Below are 21,845 nucleotides of genomic sequence, written 5' to 3' on the forward strand. Positions count from 1 at the left end.
GTGATCTGAATATCAGATTTAACAATGACTTTAATCTGGTTAAATAAAAGTCACATCAATTGAAGTTAAGTTATCGAACGGGAGCTTGTGATCTTAGTCACTCCAAGTTTTTGTTCGCAGTCAGAACATGAGAGTCAGATCACTAACCCTAAGTCGGTACGCCCCCTACGCCCTCCCATCTACTCCTAGTCAGTTGCATTAGCGGGAGGATGTTTAGTTTGTGGTGACCATGCACGATATGTCACAGATGAATTAGAACTATTAAAAGCGAGATTTCTGAAATGAAACCAACTCAGCAAAAAACTTTCGATAAAGTGTCATTCCAAGAGAGTGTTAAGAAACATTTATCTGCAACCTACGCAACAACCGTTGAAACAGCAGACAGCCGTTCATGGTATCTAGCAATGGGTCGTGCTCTTGCAGAGCTAACGACTTTTGACCTGCTAGAAACTGAAAATGATGAAAAAATTAAGAACGCGAAGAGCGTTAACTACCTATCACTTGAGTTTTTGATTGGCCGTCTAACAGGTAACAACCTGATCAGCATGGGTCTTTACGAACAGATCACTCATGCAATGGAAGAGCTAGGTCAAAACCTAACTGACCTTTTAGAAGAAGAACGCGACCCATCACTAGGTAATGGTGGTCTTGGTCGTCTAGCTGCTTGTTTCATGGATTCTTGTGCCGCTCAAGAATACCCAACAGTAGGTTACGGTCTTCACTACGAGTACGGTCTATTCAAACAATCTTTCCAAGACGGTCGTCAACAAGAAGCACCTGACGCATGGCGTGGTGTTGAAGGTTACCCATGGGAAGTAGCTCGTCCAGAACTAGCACAACACATTGGTTTTTACGGTCATGTAGACGTTGAATTCATCGACGGTAAAGAAGTTCGTACTTGGGTTCCAGGTATGGAAGTAAAAGCAATGCCTTGGGATCTACCTATCGTAGGTTACGAGTCAAACACGGTTTACCCGCTGCGTCTTTGGGAATGTCAGGCAATCGCACCATTCTCACTAGCTAGCTTTAACAACGGTGATTACTTCGAAGCGCAACACTCGCTAATCGATGCAGGTAACATCACGAAAGTTCTTTACCCGAACGACAACCACGAGAAAGGTAAGACTCTGCGCCTAATGCAGCAGTACTTCCACTCAGCAGCGTCTGTTCGCGATATTCTACGTCGTCACGAAGCCGCTGGTTTCTCTCTAGAAGATCTGCCTAAGCAAGAAACGATTCAGCTTAACGATACGCACCCAACGATTGCGATTCCTGAGCTAATGCGCATCTTGATTGACGAGAAAGGTCTATCTTGGGACCAAGCATGGGAAATCAGTGCTCATACGTTCGCTTACACGAACCACACACTACTTCCTGAAGCACTAGAGACTTGGTCTGAATCACTGATCAACCGTCTTCTTCCACGTCACATGGAAATCATCTTTGAAATCAACCACCGCTTCATGCAAGAAGTTCGTAAAATGTGGCCTGGTGACGGTGAGAAGCAAGCGAAGCTTTCTATCATCCAAGAAGGTTTCCACCGCATGGTTCGCATGGCAAACCTATGTGTGATTGGTTCTTACAAAGTGAACGGTGTAGCTGCGCTTCACTCTCAACTGGTTAAGAAAGACTTGTTCCCTGAGTTCAACGAAATCTTCCCTGGCAAACTGACTAACGTAACGAACGGCATCACGCCCCGTCGTTGGTTGAAGTTCTGTAACCCAGGCCTATCTACGCTAATCACAGGTAAGATCGGTACTGAATGGCCAGCAAAACTTGAGCAGCTAGAAGGCATCGCTAAGTTTGCAACAGACGCGAAATTCCAAAAAGAATTCATGGCGGTTAAGAAAGAAAACAAACAGCGCCTTGCTGATTGGGTTCAAGAGAACATGGGTATCGAGCTAGATACTAACGCTATCTTTGACGTTCAAATCAAACGTCTGCACGAGTACAAGCGTCAGCACCTAGATTTGCTACACATTCTATCTTTGTACCACCGCATTCTTAACGAACCTGGTTTCGAGTGTGAGCCACGCGTATGTTTCTTCGCAGCGAAAGCAGCACCGGGTTACCACCTAGCGAAAGAGATCATCTTCGCGGTTAACAAGATTGCAGAGAAGATCAACAACGACCCGCGCATCGGTAACAAGCTTAAAGTGGTATTCATTCCTGACTACCGTGTAAGCATGGCTGAAATCATCATCCCTGCAGCAGACGTTTCTCAGCAAATCTCATTAGCTGGTAAAGAAGCATCTGGTACGGGCAACATGAAGATGGCTCTAAACGGCGCGCTAACTATCGGTACGATGGATGGTGCAAACGTTGAGATTCGTGAAGAAGTGGGTGATGAAAACATCTACATCTTCGGCCTAGACGTTGATGGTGTTCAAGCACTGAAAGCTCAGGGCTACAACCCTTACGACTACTACAATGCAGACCCACTACTGAAAGCATCCCTAGACCTACTGACTGGCGATGAGTTCACTCCAGGTCAACCAGGCCTTCTACGTGCAACGTTTGATAGCCTGCTAGACGGTGGTGACCCTTACCTATGTCTTGCTGACTTCGCCTCTTACGTGAAAGCGCACGAAGACATGGGCACGCAATACAAAGACCAAGCAGGTTGGGCTAAGAAAGCAATTCTTAATACAGCATTGGTTGGTAAGTTCACATCAGACCGCTCTATCCGCGACTACGTGAACAACATCTGGAAACTTGAAGCGGTTAACCGTTAATACTTCCAAAGTAGCCAAGGCAGTTTCTGCCTTGGCTCAATTAGCTTGTGAGCAAACGAAAGGCTTAAAGGTTTGTCGTTTATCAACAAGCTGCTTACAAACCGATTGTCACAAGCTAATTGATTAGTAAAAATTAAATTAACAACCCTACAAAATAGAAAGCGTCAGAACGTTTTCGGAGAGAGCGATGAAAGAACAAACCGTATTAAAACAAGTCGCAGAAATGGCAAACATTGCCGACAGTTACGTTAGTGCGTGGGGCGATGAAGCACAAGTATCAGACGAGACGATCACGTCTCTATTGGCTTCGTTGGGCTACGATACAAGCAGCGATGATGCACTGCTTAAGTCAGCAGAAAGAAAACACAAAAAAGATGTACTAGACCCAGTTCTTGTCTTGCGTGACGGTGAGCCAGTAGAAGTGGCGCTTAATCTAGGTGTAAGTGCTCGTGAAAGTGAGTTCAGCTGGCGCTTAGAAACCGAGCAAGGAGAGGTACTTGAAGGCTATCTTCAATCTCAAGTCGTTCGTGACGAGCGTGCCGAGGGTGGCCCTTTAGTGTTTGCATTGCCAAGTGATTTGGCATGGGGTTATCACAAGCTTATTGTGAGCCGTAAGCGCCGTAAGAAGCCTTACGAGATGACACTGATTATTACGCCAAAAGCGTGTTTCAAGCAGTCACCAATCGAGCAAGGCAAAAAGCTTTGGGGGCCAAGTGTTCAACTTTACACACTAAGAACTCAGCACAACTGGGGTATTGGTGATTTTGGTGACCTAAAACAGCTTGTTGCGGATATCGCTTCTCGTGGCGGTGACTTCGTTGGTCTAAACCCAATTCACTCATTGTTCCCTGCGAACCCAGAAGGCGCGAGCCCATACAGCCCGTCGTCACGTCGTTGGTTGAACATCCTATACATTGATGTGAGTTCAGTACCTGAATTCGCATTAAGTGCAGAAGCACAACAAACGGTAGGCAGCGCAGAGTTCCAACAGCGTCTACAAAAAGCGCGTGAAGCACACTGGGTAAACTACACCGAAGTGTCTGAGCTTAAGATGAGCATCTTGCCTCTGCTATTCGCAGAATTTAAGACTCGCCATCTAGACAAAAACAGCGACCGTGCACAAGCATTTTTAGCCTTCGTAGAAGAGGGTGGCGATAGCCTAATGCATCAAGCCGCATTTGATGCTCTGCACGGTGAACTGCACGCTGAAGATTCTGGAATGTGGGGATGGCCGGTATTCCCTGAGAAGTACCGTACATTTGACAGCCCAGCGACACAGAAATACATCAAAGAGAACCTAGAAAACGTTCATCTGTACATGTATCTACAATGGCTTGCAGATTGCCAGATCAACGATGCACAGTCTCTTGCTGAAGAGAAAGGCATGGCTGTTGGCCTGTACCGTGATTTAGCGGTAGGCGTTGCGGATTCAGGGAGCGAAACTTGGGCTGACGAAGGTAACCTAGTTATGGATGCGAGCATTGGTGCTCCACCTGATATTCTTGGTCCTTTGGGGCAGAACTGGGGTCTACCTCCGCTAAACCCTGAAGTGCTTCAAGAAACAAGCTACGACGCTTACATCAAACTACTTCGTGCGAACATGAAGCACTGTGGTGCACTGCGTATTGACCACGTTTTAGGCCTACTGCGTTTGTGGTGGATTCCAAAGGGTGAGAATGCTACTAAGGGCGCGTACATCTACTACCCAGTACAAGATATGCTTTCTATTTTGGCACTTGAATCTCACCGTTACCAATGTAGCGTTATCGGTGAAGACTTAGGAACGGTACCGGATGAGATTGTCGACATCCTTGCAGATGCTGGCGTGCATTCTTACAAAGTGTTCTTCTTTGAAACGTCAGAAGAAGATGGTGGTTTCATCTCACCAAAACACTACGCGTCACAATCGATGGCGGCACTGTGTACTCACGATATGCCAACACTTCGCGGCTTCTGGCACTGTGATGACTTAAAGATGGGCCAAGAGATTGGCTTATACCCAGATTCAGAACAACTAGAAACCTTGTTCGATGACCGTCTAGAGTGTAAGCAAGGTATCTTAGATTCAGTAGCATGGCATGGTTTCCTTCCAGAAGGTGTGGGTCGTGATGCGAGCCAAGTGCCTATGGACTCTTATCTTGCTGAAGCTCTTCAACTGCACGTAGCGGCTGGTGGTTCAACATTACTTAGTGTGCAGTTGGAAGATTGGCTAGAGATGGACAAGCCAGTAAACATTCCTGGCACGGTCGATGAGTACCCTAACTGGCGTCGTAAACTGTCAATGAACTTGGACGAAATTTTTGCTCACGAAGGGGTAAATCGTATCGCGTCTAAGCTGACTGATGTTCGAGAAAAAGCAGGTAAGTAATGACGTTGAGTGACTTGAAATTAGGCTGTTTTTTGCTTACGCCGTACGAAACTACAACCTCGGTCACTCAATAATGAATGCTCATCTGGTAGAATAAACCGTCGTTATATTGCCCGCACTAATAGCGGGCATTTTTGTATTATGTTTTTTGGATGTTTGGTTAGGGAGAAACGTTTTGGAACTAAGTTCGATTTCAAAGCAAAAACAAATATATACCCAACTATCACAGGCTTGTTTCACAGACCCATTTGCGTTTTTAGGGCCATACCTACCTTCTGAGCAAGGTGCATTACGTGTGTGGATTCCTGGGGCAGATAAAGTCGAGTTGATTGTTGGAAAGGAACCTCGTATTGAGTTAGCGCGAGAGGGTGAAAGTGGTTTCATTCTTAAGCAAGAGAGAGACTTACGTTTCACTCACTACAAGCTTGCGGTTGATTGGGCTGGCGTAGAGCAGATCATTGATGATCCATACCAGTACCACGATCTATATGCGAGCTATGAAGATCTTCACACACCTAAAGATATGTATCATCACATGGGGGCTCAGTTTATTACGCTAGAGCGTGATGGACAGACGATTTCAGGTACGCGTTTCTTAGTGTATGCACCGCATGCAACTGCGGCAAGCTTAGTGGGTAACTTCAACGCTTGGGATGGTCGTCGCCACCCGATGCAACGTTTAGATTACGGTATGTGGGGCCTATTCATCCCTGAACTTGAAGAGGGCGCTCAATACAAGTTTGAATTAAAAGGGCCAAATGGCGAAGGCTTACCACACAAAGCTGACCCATGGGGTTTCTACTCTGAGCAATACCCATCATTCTCATCTGTGACTTACGATCACGCTCGTTACGAGTGGCAAGACACTCAATGGCAGAACCGCCCTGTAACGCAAAAGCGTAAAGAAGCGCTTTCGTTCTATGAACTGCATGCAGGTTCTTGGAAACGTAACGCTGAAGGTGAATTCTTAAATTATCGCGAGCTTGCGGCAGAACTGATCCCATACTTAACGGGTCTTGGCTACACGCACGTTGAGCTAATGCCAGTTTCAGAGCACCCATTCTACGGTTCTTGGGGCTATCAGCCAGTAGGTCTATTTGCACCGACTAGCCGTTTTGGTTCTCCAGATGATTTCAAATACTTCGTCGATCAATGTCACCAAGCGGGCCTTGGTGTAGTACTTGATTGGGTTCCTGCTCATTTCCCAAGTGATGACCACGGCCTAGCAAACTTCGATGGTACGCCATTGTTCCATGATCCAGATCCTCGTCGTGGTTGGCATCAAGATTGGAACTCGTACATTTACGATTTAGGCAAAGAGCATGTTCGTCGTTTCTTAGTTTCTAACGCACTGTACTGGTTCGAGCAATTCCACATTGATGGTATTCGTGTTGATGCAGTAGCTTCGATGCTGTACCTCGATTACTCGCGCAGCCATGATCAATGGATTCCGAACGCAGACGGTGGCAACGAAAACTATGACGCCATCGCAACCCTTAAGTGGATGAACGAAGAAGTGTACAAGCACTTCCCGAATGCGATGACGATTGCCGAAGAGTCGACAGCGTTCCCTGGTGTTTCAGCACCGACTTTTATGGGCGGCTTAGGCTTTGGCTTTAAGTGGAACATGGGTTGGATGCACGACAGCTTGTCTTACATTCAAGAAGACCCAATCAACCGTAAATATCACCACGATACGATTACCTTCCCACTGGTTTACGCACACAGTGAGAATTATGTATTGTCTCTGTCTCACGATGAGGTGGTTTACGGTAAAGGCTCTATCCATAACAAGATGCCGGGTGATGAATGGCAGCAAACGGCCAATCTACGTGCTTATATGGGTTACATGTATGCGCAGCCGGGTAAGAAGCTGAACTTCATGGGCGCAGAATTTGGTCAGACGGCTGAATGGAACCATGATGACCAACTGCAATGGTTCTTGCTGGATTACGAACGTCATCAAGGTGTTCAGCGTTTAACGAAAGACTTGAATAACCTGTACCGCTCTGAAGCTGCAATGCACGATCTTGATTTTGACCCGAAAGGCTTTGAATGGCGTCTACAGGACTCTGCTGAAGCGAGTATCTTAGCGCACGAACGCATCAGTGAGTCTGGTGAGCGTGTATTAATTGTCTCTAACTTTACACCTGTGCCTCATGAGCATTTCCGTTTAGGTGTTCCTGCAAAAGGTGAGTACTCACTGCTGTTGAATACAGACTCTGTGGACTATGCAGGCAGCGGTTTTGAAGTGAAGCAGACAGCTGAGATTGAATCAGTAGAAAGCGAAGGATTAGACACTTCGATTGAGCTACGCTTACCGCCGTTATCGACCGTTTTTTACAAGCTAAATTAGGTCTATAAGTTGAGCAAGCCATCGCTGCTCACTTTTCTGAAAGTCTAAAAAGGGAACCCTAGGGTTCCCTTTTTCTATTTCAGTAAGCTGGTGAGTGTTACTTGAAATTGGTGAGATAGAACATTGAGCGTCCGACTACCATTTCAAGGATTCGAACTGAGTCGTTGCCGAAACTATCCAACATCTTTTCACGAAATTCGCCGTTCGAGCTGAGGTTAAATTGCTCAGGATTCTTGATTTGCGAAGCATGGAAAAACATCAATTTAATCACGTATCGAAACTGCTCATTATCTAGAGCGGTTTGCCAAGATTGGATAAAAAGCGCTTCCGATGAAAAGTCTAGACTGTCTATAACGATCGATAGCATATGTTCGTGAAGTACTGAACGAATAGCGCGGGTCGACGGATAATAGCCCTGAAGCGTCGTTAAACTAATGCCAATCTCTTGAGCAATCCTTGCATAAGTTAGTGCTTCATGTCCTTCAGCCAGAAAAAGGTTTAGTACGATCTCATCGTAGTTTTTTTGATTTTCTAGTTTCTGTACTTGAGTAATTCGAGCCATTACAAATCTCTATTGAGTGTAACATTCTGTAAGCGAGTATATTAAGAGCTTCTGAATTAAATCTCAAACTCCAAGGGTAAATAACTGGTCAATTTATCGTTAAATATGGTCAGTATTGTGTCATTGGTTCAATTATCAATCAGATTTTGGCATAAACAAAAACACCGCCCTATTGAGCGGTGTGTTATTTAAAGCCTTTGTTTATCTATGCTAATTCAGACAGCTAGAATGGATACCAAAATAACTGCGGCTCTAGAATGCGTTTCGCAATGGCTAACACCACGATAAAAGCGATGACACCTAAACAAACAAAATCGATACGTTTCAAAGGTGCATAGCTATACCAAGTGCGTGCTTTGTGTCGACCAAAACCTCTTAATGTCATTGCGTTAGAGATCTCGTCTGCGCGGTCCAAACTCGAGAAAATGAGCGGGCCTAGAACCTTAGCTACATTTTTGATTCGAGTAATTAGAGGCGCTTTCTTTGAGAGCTCTACACCACGAGCCTGTTGAGCATGCATGATATTGATGAAGTCTTTCTTAACTTCTGGCAAGTAACGCAGTGTTAAGCTGACCGCATAGGCGATCTTGTAGGGAACACCGATACGGTTGAGGCTCGCGGCAAACTCAGTCGGATGCGTTGTGAAGACAAAAATCAACGCTATCGGGAACATGCTCATGTATTTGAGCGTGACAGTGACTAAGTAAAACAGCGCCTCTTGGCTCAACGAGTAGTTACCCGGCAATGTCAGCAATAAGGTTTCGCTGCCGATGAGCTCAGTACCTTGCTGTGGAGCCAGTAGATACATGAACAGAGCATTTAGGCTTAATACACTCGCCGTTCCTAATAACAAAGGCTTGTACACGCGTACAGGCACATTGGTCAGCTTTAGCAGGTATAAACCAGTCACAATAAGCAGTGCAATCAATCTTAGGTCGAACGTAGTCAATACTACGGTCACCCAAGCTAAGAAGATCGCAAATTTGGTGATGCCGTTGAGAGCATGAAGCGGTGATTTTGTATCAATGTAATTGATGCCGAATTTTACTTTTGATGCGTTCATTGAGCGCTTCTCTCGTAGTCGATGAAGTACTGCATAAACGCATTGGTGTCGTCGATTTTCATCATAGTCGCGAGTTCATAAATGCTGGTGGTACAAAGATTTGCACGTTCTAGAAGTGATGGTTGGCTAAATACTTCCGTCATCGCGGCATTGGCAATCAACTTGCTGTCTGCGATTACGATTGAACGTGTGGTGTACTCGAGAACGAGGTGCATGTCGTGTGAGATGATCACAACGGTAATACCCAAATCACGATTAAGCTTTTGGATGAATGCCAGCATGGATGTGTAGTTACGGTAGTCTTGACCTGCGGTTGGTTCATCCAAGATAAGAAGCTCAGGCTCCAGTACCAAGATAGATGCAATGGTTACACGTTTTTTCTGGCCGTAGCTCAGGGCTTCGATCGGCCAGTGGCGGAACTTGCTCAGCCCACATAGCTCAAGAACATGCTCTACTTTTTCTGTGATCAGCTCTTCTGCAATGTTGCGGTTACGAAGACCAAAAGCAATCTCGTCAAAAATCATATGATGTGAGATCATATGATTTGGGTTCTGCATCACGACGCCGACTTTCTGGCTTCTTTCAAAGATAGAAAGCTCAGATAGGTCTTCACCATTTAGATAGGAAGAGCCTGAATCGGCATCGATCACACCCATGATGAGTTTAGTGATGGTAGATTTGCCTGAACCGTTTTTGCCTAGAATCGAAACAAACTCACCTTTGCCAATCTTGAAGCTGACATCTTCGAGTGCGTTCTTCTCGCCGTCGTAAGAATAAGTTAGACCATGAACTTCAAGTAAAGGTGGGTACTGCTTCTCTGCTATCGGGGCAGGGCGCTCAGCAAACCATGCTTGAACAGCAGGGCGGAACCTTTTGTAGTCTAAAGCCTTGAGGTTTGACAGCTTGTCTTCGCTGCTTAGTGGGGCTTTCGCCGCCTTAAGCGCCGACAAGTAAAGCGGTTCACGAATACCGTGTGTATCAAGTAATTCAGAAGCCAAGATTTCATCGGGTGTCGTATCAGCAACGATTTCACCACGTTCCATTAAGATCACGCGGTCGATATCGCGATGTAGGACATCCTCGAGGCGGTGCTCGATAATCACGATGGTCTTGTTGGTTTCTTTATGCAGCTGATCGATGATCTCAATCGTTGCTTTACCCGTTTTCGGGTCAAGGCTTGCTAGAGGCTCATCAAATAGCAAGATATCAACGTCATCAACTAAGATGCCCGCTAACGATACTCGCTGTTTTTGACCACCAGAAAGGTCATGAGGTGAACGCTCAAGCATGTCCGCTAGGTCGACCATTTTTGCCGTCGACTTAACTAACGGGTACATGTCAATGTTCGACATCAACTGGTTTTCGAGTGCGAAAGCGATATCTTCGCCGATGCTTAAACCCACAAATTGGCTGTCAGTATCTTGCAATACTGTGCCTACCTGCTCGGTATAGTCGTGCATCGAAAATTCAGAGATATTCTTGCCGTTGATCTCTAAAGAGCCAGTTACCTCACCTTTAATTGCATGAGGTATTAGGCCATTGAGGCATTGACCTAGGGTAGATTTACCGCTTCCGCTTGGTCCAATAATGACGATTTTCTCTCCTTTCTCTATCCTTAGATTGATATTTTTTAGCGTCGGTTTATCCAGCGACTCATATCTAAAAGAGAAGTTCGAAAATGCTATAGTCATTGGCGCTTATGCCTCAGTCAGGTTGCGGCTTTGTTTGTTGCGTTTAGCGACTGATTTTAGGATCAGGAAGCCCACAACAGCGATCAGAACGGTGTTACCCGCTGCGATGATAGACAGTTGAGTTAAGACTTTAGTAAACGGTTCTGCGTATAGGATAGTGTCTAGGAACGCGGAACAGCCGTAGCCTACAACGTTACCTGCAAGGGCAAGTACCACGAACAATACAAAATCTTTCATTGGCAGTTCGCCTTGTTGAAGACGGTTCTTAGTCATCATCGGGAACAAGCCGATAACCATGCCTACGATGCCTGAGCCTAATACCCAAGTTAACCATACGCCCCAACCAGCAAATAAATCCGTTACCCAGTGACCAATAAAGCCAACCAAGAAGCCAACGATAGGGCCGAACAAAACAGAAAACAGTGCTAGAACTGCCATCGCTGGTTTCAATGTCGTGTTCGCAAACACTGGGACACCAAACATAGGTAAACCACCAATGCCGTACAGTGCCGCACCAATGGCAATAACGACTACTGTTTTAGCTGAAAAGTTCATAGATAACCTCGAATACTGAAAGATAAAGCTTAATAAAGAACGAATATTCGCCATTATTAATATGCGTCTCAATGAGAACGTTTTTTGGGCAAATATAAAAAATAAGGCGCGCATTATACAGTAGAACCCTTCCATAAGGGAAGGTAAGTGTCTAGATGTCTAAAATTCCATCTGAACACCTAAATATCGTGTAAAAAACGCAATTTTACGGTTAATCAAGCAACAAAAAAGCCAGAGCGGGTCTGGCTTTTTCATTCGCCTTAACAATGTGTTAAGCGGGTTCGTCACATATCTACGACCGTTTAGTGGTCTAGGTATAGATAGTTTTGCCAACTCTTCATGCGAATAAGGACCTTACGCATGATAGACACGTGAGTGAAACTGTCAGAATAAACGGCAACTTCAACCGCAGTACCCATCGGTAAATGGTAGTCAGACAGATCATCAGTGATGCTCAATTTAACGAACACACGACCACTGGTACGCAACGCATCAGTACCTAGAAGCGCGCCTCTAGCTTGGAATTGGCTCTCACCAATAGCTGGAATCACTTCATCAATACGTCCTTTGAATATCTTCCCTGGCAATGCTCTAAACAAGAACTCAGCTTCGTAACCCGGTTGCAGGCGTTGTAAGGAGTTTTGTCTGAACGCAGCGGTATAGAATTGTTCTTCTGTGTGAACAAAGGTCATCACAGGAGCTAAAGGAAGCGGTACTGCCATAACGCCTGGGCGCAATGCTAGTTGCGTAACGTATCCGTCAGTGGGAGCTCGAACCACGGTTTGTTCTAAATCAAACTGAGCTTTACGCAATTCGGCCAATAAGCTTAAAACGGCTGTATTCTCGCCACCAATTTCAGACTCTAGGGCAATTTGTGCTTGTTCTAGATTAGCATCTGCCACTTTCACGGCGGCTTCTGATGCCTTGTAAGCTTGTCTGCGAGTATCTAATTGTTGCTCAGTAAAGGCTCCGCTGTCATAGCCGCGCTTGTAACGAGAGAATTCACGTTGGGCTTTATCTCTCTCTGCGATGGCTTTGATTTTTGCAGCCTCAGCTTCAGCCACTTCAGATTCCATTCCAAGCGCACCTTGGCTTGCTTCCTTTACCTTCGCTTCTAATCTTGCCACTTCAGCTTCGAATGGAACTGGGTCTATTTTGAAAAGAATATCCCCTTTCTTCAGAGGTTTGTTTGCCTCTACAGGCACTTCGATAACTTTACCCCTAACGCCTGAAACGACTGGCGTTGTTGAGTAAACTTGATTACCAATTTGTGTGAAAGGGTGGTTATAGTTCATCAGTAGGATCAAAGTACCTATGATGACGACACCACCAAGAACGGCGGTAGGTACTGTCCATTTATTGAGCGGGATATTAAATACTTTGAAGATGGTGATACAAAGTGCCGCATAGGTCATTATCAGCAGTAAATCCATTACTTAGCCTCCTGATCTTGAACGTTGTTTGTCTCTTTCTCTGGAGTGTTTTGTTCAGCACTAGCTTGCTTGAGCTGTACGATTTCTTCCTGAAGGGTACTCACTTGATCGATGAGAATATCGACGCGATGATGAATATCGTGCTGTTCTTCTTCTAATTTAGCGAAGCCCCAACCACGATCTTTACGCCACAGCGTTGCCCAGATCCAAAGGAAGGGCCAAATAGCGTGTAAGGTGAATAGGCTAACCCAGCCTGAGACATGAATAGCATCTTGATGAGGGTGGTTGCGTTCTTTCGCAATTTCATAGGGAATATCGTGAATAACGATGATGCCGTAAAAGATAACCAATGCTACGAAAATCAGTAGACCGAGTGCAAAGTAGTCTAAAAACATAACAGATCCTTGTAATGTTAGATATTAGTTATAAATATACTACGCTATCATCCAAGTAATTGTTATAAAAATGATTTACCGAGTTGAAAATAATGTGTTGTCGCTTCTAATGCGAATAAAAGCATTGATGAATCTTATAAAATCTCATCGCGTTTGAAGAGGCTATTTCGGCTTTCTGGTTGGTATTTAAGCTGAAATGATGACAGTTAAGATTCTAAATGACGGGCATAGCCATAACCATAACAACAAAAAATAAAGGACAAATACGGGTGTATATAGGTGAATTGGCGGCCATTGGCGCTGCAATTGTGTGGGCATGTGCGACATGGATCTATGGGCAATTTGGACATCGCTTCTCTGCGATGCAATTGAACATTGTTAAGGGTGTGGTGGCGTCAGGGATGATGTTGCTGGTGATGCCTCTTATCCCGATGCCGGAGTTTGAACTGAGTACCAACCATTTTCTGATATTGGCAATTTCAGGTGTGATTGGCATTGCGATTGGAGATAGCGCCTATTTTGCGGCGTTGAAAAGAATCGGTGCCAATAAGACGCTGTTACTGGAGTCTTTAGCACCGCCTCTTTCTGGTGTGCTGGCATTAATGTTCCTTGGCGCTGTATTGACAGTGCAAAGTTGGCTCGGTGTCGTGATTACAACACTGGCGGTGACCTTCGTTGTCTTCCAGCCATCAAAATCTGCGAGCGGTGAATCGAATGACAAAGCGCAGTGGGGTGGCATTGGTTATGGGCTTGTGGCGAGTGTCTGTCAGGCATCTGGTGTGGTTATCTCTCACTACGCTCTAGTGGCGGGTGACATTCCACCACTGTTAGGTGCACTGATTCGCCTGACGATTGGCGTATTTGCCGTGATGCTGATTATCCCTTTTGTTGAAAAGAAGCCGTATTCATCGATAAAAAGAGATTTATGGGAAATGACCAAGCTCGATAAACTGTGGTTATTAGGAGCAATCTTTGTCGGGACGTTTCTCGCTCTATGGCTTCAACAAGTGGCGTTGAAGAATGCTAACCCTGCGATTGCACAAACGTTGATAGCGACCAGCCCGGTCTTTATTTTGGTGATTTATGCGCTGAAAGGGGAGAAGGTGTCAAAGCAAAGTATCATAGGCACACTTGCCGCCCTTGCTGGTATTTCTCTGTTCTTTTATCAATAAGCTGCTGGCCTGAGCTACAGAGTGTCATGCCATTACTCTGTACACACTTGATTACGGCCGTTGGCTTTAGCTCGGTATAGCGCTTTATCGGCACGGTAGAAGGTACGTTGAGTATTCTCTCCGTCACGATGCAAAGTAATACCAATACTCACGGTCAAACCTCGCTCCCCAAGTATCTCATGCCAACCGAATTGGAAAATGCGCTCTCGATAATTTTCAGAGTGCATTTCCGCTTTATCAAGGTTAGTGTTTTCAAGGATAACTAAGAATTCTTCTCCACCAAACCTAACACATGAAGCTCCTCTAAATTTAAAGTAAGAACGCAGCTCTTGAGAAACGCTAACAATCGCTTTATCACCCACTAAGTGACTGAGTTCGTCATTGATTGATTTAAAGTGGTCAATATCGACAACCATCAATGCGAAAGGTGTCTCGTGTAGGAGCAGGTCTTTGAGTTTTACGTCTAGCCAACGACGGTTGTGTAAACCTGTTAATGGATCGGTGAACACGTCTTGTTGAAGCTGAGCCACCGCATTCTTGTGTTGCTCAGTTGTCTCTTTGAGCTCTTTGTTCTCTTGTTCAGAGAGAATGAGTTTGAGTTGTAACTCAAAACGAGACAGTCTGCGTAGCTGGCTTGCACCGAGTTCACTGATCGGGATCTGCTTCATCAGATCGGTTTCAATTCGGTAGCCTTTTTTCTCATAGCTTAGCGCTTCTTGAAAACGCCCTTGATTCATACACACATCACTTAGCGAATCGTAGAATCGCTTTGCAAGTACTGGGGACGAGTAGGCTTTCACGCGTTTGTCTGTGCTCGACAAAATCATGCTCGCGTAGTCTTGCTTGCGGGTTGCGCTTAGGCAATGTGCTAGCTCTAGACGAGTCATGGTCGCAAGCCAGCTTGCTTGAGTGCTGTTGGCTGGGTATTGAACCTTAGACAGGCAGCGTAGCGCTTCATGGTATTTTTTCTTAGCGCGCAGCACCTTTGCTTGGTAAAGCAATATTTGAGCTGTGAGCAACTTGTCACTCACCAAAATACTCAGTTCTTCGCACTCATTCAGTAAATCGCTGGCTGCTGTAATGCGATTGAGTAGAAGTAGGCTTGCTACCATATGCAGCTTGAATTTGAGGCGAAGTGAGCGACTGCTTATCGCATGGTCTATGCTGCTGATTTTTTGGTAGTAACGCAGAGCTCTGTTGTGATCGCCATAGGAATCGCACAGGTTGCCCATGCCTAAAATTGCTAGTACATATTCATCGATATGGCCGTGTTCAACCGCGATTGTCGATGAACTGACGAATTCATTGAGTGCTGAGGTGTAATCACCAATTTCAACTAAGCGGTCACTTAAGCTAGTTTTGACTGTCAGAAGATCTTCGATATCGGCAGGAAGGTGGAGCAGATCGAGTGCTCGTCTCAACTCTTCGATACTGGTTTGATTTTGTTGTAACTCGGCACGGTATTCAGAGCTAATGATATAGCAGTGCGCTTGCTCTGTTTGCGTTGTCGAAACGTGCTGACGAATGTGGTTCCAGAAGATGATCGCTTCTTCACCTGACACTGATGAAGGGTCTAAACCGGCGTCTGTGATCTTGCTTAATAGAGTTTCCATTATTCTATTACCTCAGCATCGTCTTCTTCGAGTTGTTCAAGCGTGAACGGGAACGTCAAAATATCATTGAGGCTGACGCTTGGTTTCGAACCTTTTAATCCTTTTCTATGCCATGGATAGATATCGAGCATGGTGCTGAGAGTTTGGAAGGTTTGTTCTGCGGCTTCTCCTTTCTCGGAAAGCATAAGAGCCACACGTTCAGAACTTAGCCTTGCGATGAAGTCATTCTGGTTACATAAAGCATGAGCAATCTCGGTACAGACATCTAAGTAATCAGTATCGACATGATGGAACATAATGATGCTGTGGTTTGAACGTTTAAGCTCTGTCTTGAACAGAACTAACTTTTCCCACCAAAAGGTTTCAGAGACAACGTAAGAGAGGTGCTTTTCAGGATCGTACTCGTGCTGACCGCGAATACGGTTAATCAGTTTTCGCGCTCTCTGCTCTAGCTGGCGTTTTGAACTGCGTGCTTTATCTAACCCAACACGTGTCGTTTGCTCTTTGAGCATGCCGATAGAATATTGACGGTACTTTTTAAAGGCGACGAGCGCGGCTTGGAAGTCTTGGTTTTCTTCCGCCACCAAGGATTGTTGGTAACAGATTTGGCTCAGCAACTCGCCATTATCGAACTCGTTTGCGGATTGTTCTGCGAGCCTCAGTAATTCCGCCGCTTGTTCTGGTCTTTTTCTCAGGAGCTCCAATCTAGCTCGGCTGATGTATGAGTGCGCCTTCATCCAAACTAGGTTGTGTTCAACTGCCAGATTGTGCGCTTTGGCCGTGGCGCGCTCCGCGTCATCTAAGCGTTCAAGACCAAGTAGGGCAAGGCCTCGAAAGTCCCACACCTCTGCATGCCAAGTGTTATCTTTATGGTCTTTTAATGCTTCTTCTGCACCGTCCAATACCGACAGCATTTCAACATAGTTGTTGAGCAGGTAGTAATCCCACGCAAGCAGTATTCTGGCTTTACCCTCTAACCAACCAATGCGGCTGTTGTTAGCCACTTTAACGGCAAGCTGGTGGGTAGAACGTGCAAGTTTATATTCGTGGGTCATTCGCCAAATATTGCCAAGGCCAATGAGGCATTCAATTTGAATTTCGACTTCATCAACCAATGCGGACTGCTCTAAGGCATTGATCCAAAACTGTTGGGCGGAGTAATACTTGGCTTGTCCCCAGAACTGGAGCGCATGTAAATGGAGGATTTCAGGGAGAAAAAGGTCGGTATCTAATCGGCTTTGGCGCTTGTAGGCTTCCTTGATGTATTTTAAACCTTTTTGGTAATCCATCAGGTTCCAGCTACATCTTGCCATTAACATTAATGACTGGATGGCACCCTCTTCAAACAGAACTTGCTCTGATCGGACTAGGCACTGTTGGGCAATCTCTAGGATCACCGATGGCTCAGAGTCGACACGAGTTTTGAGTTTTTCTAATTCTGTTTCAAGAAGGTACTGATTTTTGTCCAAGACTTACATCCATGATTATCGAACATATTGATAACACAATCATTATAAGAGTGTAATTTGAGATAAGCACCAATTATCTTTCGTAGAGCGTCAAAGGAACATCGATCTTTTCTAATTATGGGTGTTACCTCATGTTGTCGCTTTAAAATCAATGAGTTCCCGAATAATTACCTATAGGCTTTGTTGCTATGAAAGTAGTTGCTTTAGAGTTAATGGCAGCTCTGCTACGCCTAAGCGTTGTGCTGCCGTGAGCCCTTGTTTATCTTGGTAGCACAGATTGTGCCAAGCTCTAAATATGTCGAGCAATGGAAGAATGCCCCCAGGACGAAGCTTACGTCTGGGCTCATTAATAAAGCTATCAAATAACAGCTGAAAGCGTTGTTGATAGAACTTAGTTTGTTGAATTGAGGCCGTGTTAAACCACTGTTTTGGTTCTGGATTGTTACCGGTTAGGTAGCAGATACCTTTCTGGTTTTCACCTTGATTCGCAATAGCCCAGCGATCTCGCCACCAACTCATATGAACGATGTCGATCTTTTCAAAACTTTGATCGTCTTGCCAGCCTGAATCTTCCTCTACATACATAAGGTCAATATTTTGACTCTGAATGCGCGGCAGACATACGCTTAAAGCGGCAGATCTTAGTAATGGATCTTGTGGCATATAGATGGCGACATGCTTATCTTCGTTGCACATATCCAACACATGTAAGAAGTGAGCATAAGAGGTATAAGGCGGTCGAATGAGTGCACCCTTTGAAGGGTAGCTAAATGTGGTGAGGTTACCCATAGGGTCCTCAACGTTACCTCTCGCAAGAATCACTTGGTACTGCTGTTCAATGCGCTCTTTTAGTTTGTTAGAGGGCTGAGGCAGTTCGAGGTTCGCTTCTGAAGAGTGCTCCTTGGATACAAAGCGCGCAACATCATCATAAGGGTTGTGGTCGACGTTCCCCGATGGTTCTTCATTTTGAGAGTAGTTAACGTGTTGGCAAAGGATATAGCCAGAATGCGCCTCGCCCGTCGCTATCCACACCACACCGTTGTTACTTTGTGGTTGCAGACGCTGGTAGTGAGAGGCGAATTCGTAATCTTTCGCATGGTTAACCCATCGTGCATCGATCATCGCTAATTTACGACGACAACGGCTCGCGATATGGTCAACATGATCATAGAAAGTCTTTGGGTTGATCTCTAATTTTCGGCAGATTTCACGTACGGAATAGCCCATGAACAGTAAGCCCATGAGGTTCTCTTGAAATTGGAGTTTTTTGTTGGATCCAGACCATTTATCAACGAAGGTTGATTGGCAGTCTTTGCATCGATAACGCTGCCTGTCACCACTGTAGCCGAAGGCATGATAAAGATGTTTATGGGTATGAACCGATAAGCCGAAATTATCGCAATCATCATTACGACAAGCAGGGAGCCCATCGCTGTGAAGTTGTCTTAGGCGATGAAGTTCGCTTAACACTTCACGGTTGTTAAGTAAGGGGGGGAAAGCTCCACATTCACGACAAACCATCGCTGGACGCTTAGGGTTCGCGTGTTGCAAAACATACCGTTTTGCATCGCTCAAGCCAAAGTTGTCACACGCCAATGTTTTACAAAAGTTGAGTTGCAAACCATCCGCATCTTTTGGCAGCTTGTCGTTAGACACGATCTCCCCCTCGGGATTATTTGAGCAGCCAAGCGAGCCTGGCTGCGGGGTAACGCTTTTCAATGTATCTTTGATCAAATCGTTAGATGTTGATTGCTGTCTCTAGAGCAACTTTCATCATGTCGTTGAAAGATTTTTGACGCTCTTCAGAACTTAGTTTTTCACCACGGATGATGTGGTCAGATACTGTTAGGATAGTTAGTGCTTTAGCACCAAGGTCTGCAGCAACGCCGTAGATACCAGCCGCTTCCATATCAACACCTAGGATGCCTAGCTTTTCCATTTTTTCGAAAAGGTCAGCTTCTGGAGTGTAGAAAAGGTCTGCAGAGAATACGTTACCAACTTTAACTGGAACTTCTTGTGCACGAGCTTGGTTTACTGCTTCTTCTAGAAGACCGAAATCAGCGATAGCAGCGAAGTCGTGGTTGTTGAAACGAATACGGTTTACTTTTGAGTCAGTAGATGCGCCCATACCGATAACAACGTCCATTAGTTTAACGTCGTCACGTACTGCGCCACAGCTACCTACACGAATAACGTTTTTCACGCCGAACTCAGCGATTAGCTCGTGTACGTAGATGCAGCATGATGGGATACCCATACCGTGGCCCATTACAGAAACTTTCTTACCTTTGTAAGTGCCTGTGTAGCCAAACATGTTGCGAACGTCACAAACTTGCTTCACGTCATCAAGGAATGTTTCTGCAATGTATTTTGCGCGAAGCGGGTCGCCCGGCATAAGTACTGTTTCTGCGAAATCACCAGCTTGAGCATTAATATGAGGTGTAGCCATGGTCGTTCTCCAAAGTTTAAACGGTAATTATAGGAACAGGATTTAATCAATTACCGATTCTGTTGAATTGAATTCGTTTTGTTGAGGCAATATTAGCGAGTTAGAACGTGGCTCCATGAGACTTTAGTCACAAAATAGGTCTGTCATTATAGTTTTATTAATATTGATAACCAAATATGTTGAAAGCGTAAAGGCAATCGATTTTGTATGGGTAAATTGCAAGCCAATGAGAGGAAAAGGCCCACATATAAACTTGTTGCCTATCAGTTTCGAGACAACAATACGTTGTAGAGACGTTTGATCAGCGATAATCTAAACTTTGATAAAAGACAAACCAAGGATTTGTATGTCGTATTGCGCTAACTCGACGCCTTTGCAGTCAATGAAAACCCGACTACACAGGGCAGCATCGCTTGTTGTAAGAACTACTTTGCTTGCCAGTGGAATAGCTTCATCGTGGGTGTCTGCTGCAACCTTTGAATTGCCACCAACAGAAAGCCGTATTGTTGGCAGAATACAGCAGCATGAAGTGGTGGCGGGCGAAACCTTGGCCATCATTGCCAAGCAATACGATATTGGTTTCCTCTCTTTAATGGCAGCCAACAAAGGAGTGGATCCTTTTCTTCCCGCGGAAGGTTATGTGTTGAGCATTCCAAGTCGTCTGATTCTGCCTGATACCCCAAGAAAGGGGATTGTCATCAACCTTGCTGAGTTGAGATTGTACTACTTTGAGCCCGATAAAAATCGGGTGCATGTATTCCCTGTAGGTATCGGTCGAGTGGGGCGCGATACCCCCGAGATGATCACCAAGATAAGTCAAAAAAGACCGAATCCAACATGGACTCCACCCAATTCAATCCGCAAAGAGTATCTTGAAAAGGGCATTGAATTACCGAGAGTAGTTCCCGCCGGGCCAGAAAACCCATTGGGTGAGTATGCTTTGAGACTTGCTTATGGCGCTGGCGACTATTTGATCCATGGTACTAACAAAGACTTCGGAATAGGTTTACGAGTTAGCTCTGGTTGTATCCGAATGGAACCTAAAGATATTGAGTGGCTATTTGAGCAAGTGAACCGTGGTGAACAGGTCACCATTATCAATGAGCCGATTAAGGTGTCATTAGAGCCTGATAGAAGTGTGTTTGTTGAAGCGCACGAGCCATTAACTCGAAGTGATGGTTCAAAGAAATCATTACAGATCCCTGTGGAACTAAAATGGTGGCTTGAAGACGCAGAACTGCCAAATTCAAAGGCGAAAGCGGTTATCTTTGCTCAAAACGGCGTACCTGTAGAGATAGCACCACCTGTGATTGAGTTTTAATTCGACTGCCTCTTCTGTAACAAGGGGCGTTTTATCTTTTCTCTACTCGAATCAATACCTTCTACTCGAATTGGTATCGCCCAAAAAAAAGCACCACATCCGATAAGAAGTGGTGCTGTCTATATACTGCTTTTTGCGACTTATTTAATTTACAGCTTAATCGCGATTAGATCTCAAACTACTTAGTGTAAGACTCAGCGATGTTATCGATGCGTTCGTTAGCACGATCCGCTTCTTCTTTCGCTGCCATAGCGGCTGCTTCTGCTTCTTGAGCCTTCATTTCTGCGGCTGCTTTGTCACTCTTAAGTGCTTCAACTTCGCTTGTAAGTTGAGCCACTTGGTTAGTTAGTTGATCCATTTCTGACACTGCAGCTTCTTCTGGCTCTGAAGAACAACCGGCTAGAATGAAAACTGATGCTGCAGCTGCGATTAACGTCTTATTCATAAGAACTCCTTGCTTATTTATCATCAAAAGATGCGCTATACATTCTTTATCATATAGTCGCTTCATTAATGATTGTAGCGACTAATTTTTTAACTGCAAAAACAATAACTAAAGAAATTGCTAAATTTTTGAGGTAATTAGCTAAGCATCACGTTCTGTCTCACTTATGAGATGAAGGATTGAGAGGCGACTAAAAGGTGTTTTTGGAGGGCTATCCC

At 45.0% G+C, this 21,845-nt stretch carries 16 protein-coding genes; 5 read left to right on the forward strand and 11 right to left on the reverse strand.

From position 1 onward, the window contains the following. The first annotated feature begins 281 nt into the window (after positions 1-281). From AC3CH3_RS19925 to glgB, 3 genes are all read left to right on the forward strand, one after another. Positions 282-2,735 carry a glycogen/starch/alpha-glucan phosphorylase gene (locus AC3CH3_RS19925; protein ID WP_048610351.1) on the forward strand — a complete coding sequence of 818 codons (2,454 nt, stop codon included), beginning with the start codon at positions 282-284 and terminating at the stop codon, positions 2,733-2,735. A 187-nt stretch (positions 2,736-2,922) separates the two neighbouring features. Continuing rightward, positions 2,923-5,103, forward strand: coding sequence for a 4-alpha-glucanotransferase (malQ, locus tag AC3CH3_RS19930; protein WP_488538210.1), 2,181 nt, complete (start codon positions 2,923-2,925; stop codon positions 5,101-5,103). 175 nt (positions 5,104-5,278) lie between these two features. Beyond that, positions 5,279-7,459 (forward strand): 1,4-alpha-glucan branching protein GlgB, encoded by a 2,181-nt coding sequence (gene glgB / locus AC3CH3_RS19935; RefSeq protein ID WP_488538211.1) that lies wholly within the window; start codon positions 5,279-5,281, stop codon positions 7,457-7,459. Between the two features lie 97 nt (positions 7,460-7,556). Here the strand turns inward: glgB and AC3CH3_RS19940 are convergent, their stop codons facing one another. The 6 genes from AC3CH3_RS19940 to AC3CH3_RS19965 form a co-directional block, all read right to left on the reverse strand. Next, positions 7,557-8,021: a TetR/AcrR family transcriptional regulator gene (locus tag AC3CH3_RS19940; protein ID WP_488538212.1), complete on the reverse strand. Its 465-nt coding sequence runs from the start codon at positions 8,019-8,021 to the stop codon at positions 7,557-7,559. Positions 8,022-8,244: 223 nt separating this feature from the next. Next, a complete protein-coding gene (locus tag AC3CH3_RS19945; protein WP_488538213.1) occupies positions 8,245-9,084 on the reverse strand; it encodes an energy-coupling factor transporter transmembrane component T family protein in 840 nt (279 codons plus the stop codon). Then, a complete protein-coding gene (locus AC3CH3_RS19950) occupies positions 9,081-10,775 on the reverse strand; it encodes an ABC transporter ATP-binding protein (RefSeq protein WP_019821660.1) in 1,695 nt (564 codons plus the stop codon). Before AC3CH3_RS19950 ends, AC3CH3_RS19945 begins: the two co-directional genes overlap by 4 nt. A 6-nt stretch (positions 10,776-10,781) precedes the next feature. Continuing rightward, on the reverse strand, positions 10,782-11,330 hold the full coding sequence (locus AC3CH3_RS19955) for an ECF-type riboflavin transporter substrate-binding protein (RefSeq protein WP_488538214.1): 549 nt from the start codon (positions 11,328-11,330) through the stop codon (positions 10,782-10,784). 302 nt (positions 11,331-11,632) lie between these two features. Continuing rightward, positions 11,633-12,763 carry an HlyD family secretion protein gene (locus tag AC3CH3_RS19960; RefSeq protein ID WP_019821662.1) on the reverse strand — a complete coding sequence of 377 codons (1,131 nt, stop codon included), beginning with the start codon at positions 12,761-12,763 and terminating at the stop codon, positions 11,633-11,635. After that, positions 12,763-13,158, reverse strand: a complete 396-nt coding sequence (locus AC3CH3_RS19965) for a DUF3302 domain-containing protein (protein WP_019821663.1) — start codon at positions 13,156-13,158, stop codon at positions 12,763-12,765. The genes AC3CH3_RS19960 and AC3CH3_RS19965 overlap by 1 nt, the downstream gene beginning before the upstream one ends. Before the next feature lie 269 nt (positions 13,159-13,427). Here AC3CH3_RS19965 and AC3CH3_RS19970 point away from each other — a divergent pair, with 269 nt between their 5' ends. Then, positions 13,428-14,330, forward strand: coding sequence for a DMT family transporter (locus AC3CH3_RS19970; protein WP_050643367.1), 903 nt, complete (start codon positions 13,428-13,430; stop codon positions 14,328-14,330). A 32-nt stretch (positions 14,331-14,362) separates the two neighbouring features. Here AC3CH3_RS19970 and AC3CH3_RS19975 read toward each other — a convergent pair whose 3' ends face one another. From AC3CH3_RS19975 to deoD, 4 genes are all read right to left on the reverse strand, one after another. Further along, positions 14,363-15,943 carry a GGDEF domain-containing protein gene (locus AC3CH3_RS19975; protein WP_488538215.1) on the reverse strand — a complete coding sequence of 527 codons (1,581 nt, stop codon included), beginning with the start codon at positions 15,941-15,943 and terminating at the stop codon, positions 14,363-14,365. Next, entirely contained in the window at positions 15,943-17,412 is a 1,470-nt protein-coding gene (locus AC3CH3_RS19980; protein WP_019821666.1) for a hypothetical protein, read from the reverse strand. Before AC3CH3_RS19980 ends, AC3CH3_RS19975 begins: the two co-directional genes overlap by 1 nt. Before the next feature lie 186 nt (positions 17,413-17,598). Further along, positions 17,599-19,068 (reverse strand): transposase, encoded by a 1,470-nt coding sequence (locus AC3CH3_RS19985; protein WP_488538216.1) that lies wholly within the window; start codon positions 19,066-19,068, stop codon positions 17,599-17,601. Between the two features lie 82 nt (positions 19,069-19,150). After that, positions 19,151-19,861, reverse strand: a complete 711-nt coding sequence (gene deoD / locus AC3CH3_RS19990; RefSeq protein ID WP_017061880.1) for a purine-nucleoside phosphorylase — start codon at positions 19,859-19,861, stop codon at positions 19,151-19,153. Positions 19,862-20,207: 346 nt separating this feature from the next. On the opposite strand from deoD, the gene AC3CH3_RS19995 reads away from it, so the two are divergent. Continuing rightward, positions 20,208-21,182 (forward strand): L,D-transpeptidase family protein, encoded by a 975-nt coding sequence (locus tag AC3CH3_RS19995; RefSeq protein WP_488538217.1) that lies wholly within the window; start codon positions 20,208-20,210, stop codon positions 21,180-21,182. Between the two features lie 178 nt (positions 21,183-21,360). On the opposite strand, the gene AC3CH3_RS20000 is transcribed toward AC3CH3_RS19995, so the two are convergent. Continuing rightward, on the reverse strand, positions 21,361-21,627 hold the full coding sequence (locus AC3CH3_RS20000; protein WP_017061882.1) for an Lpp/OprI family alanine-zipper lipoprotein: 267 nt from the start codon (positions 21,625-21,627) through the stop codon (positions 21,361-21,363). Positions 21,628-21,845 lie beyond the last annotated feature (218 nt).

Source organism: Vibrio sp. QJM3NY_35, from assembly GCF_057785915.1.

What these genes read in the sequence shown, in the direction of transcription:
- malQ (WP_488538210.1), top strand. Translation starts at nt 2,923, where the DNA reads ATGAAAGAACAAACCGTATTAAAACAAGTCGCAGAAATGGCAAACATT.
- AC3CH3_RS19955 (WP_488538214.1), bottom strand. Translation starts at nt 11,330, where the DNA reads ATGAACTTTTCAGCTAAAACAGTAGTCGTTATTGCCATTGGTGCGGCA.
- AC3CH3_RS20000 (WP_017061882.1), bottom strand. Translation starts at nt 21,627, where the DNA reads ATGAATAAGACGTTAATCGCAGCTGCAGCATCAGTTTTCATTCTAGCC.
- AC3CH3_RS19965 (WP_019821663.1), bottom strand. Translation starts at nt 13,158, where the DNA reads ATGTTTTTAGACTACTTTGCACTCGGTCTACTGATTTTCGTAGCATTG.
- AC3CH3_RS19975 (WP_488538215.1), bottom strand. Translation starts at nt 15,943, where the DNA reads ATGGAAACTCTATTAAGCAAGATCACAGACGCCGGTTTAGACCCTTCA.
- AC3CH3_RS19950 (WP_019821660.1), bottom strand. Translation starts at nt 10,775, where the DNA reads ATGACTATAGCATTTTCGAACTTCTCTTTTAGATATGAGTCGCTGGAT.
- AC3CH3_RS19940 (WP_488538212.1), bottom strand. Translation starts at nt 8,021, where the DNA reads ATGGCTCGAATTACTCAAGTACAGAAACTAGAAAATCAAAAAAACTAC.
- AC3CH3_RS19945 (WP_488538213.1), bottom strand. Translation starts at nt 9,084, where the DNA reads ATGAACGCATCAAAAGTAAAATTCGGCATCAATTACATTGATACAAAA.
- AC3CH3_RS19960 (WP_019821662.1), bottom strand. Translation starts at nt 12,763, where the DNA reads ATGGATTTACTGCTGATAATGACCTATGCGGCACTTTGTATCACCATC.
- AC3CH3_RS19925 (WP_048610351.1), top strand. Translation starts at nt 282, where the DNA reads ATGAAACCAACTCAGCAAAAAACTTTCGATAAAGTGTCATTCCAAGAG.
- AC3CH3_RS19995 (WP_488538217.1), top strand. Translation starts at nt 20,208, where the DNA reads ATGTCGTATTGCGCTAACTCGACGCCTTTGCAGTCAATGAAAACCCGA.
- deoD (WP_017061880.1), bottom strand. Translation starts at nt 19,861, where the DNA reads ATGGCTACACCTCATATTAATGCTCAAGCTGGTGATTTCGCAGAAACA.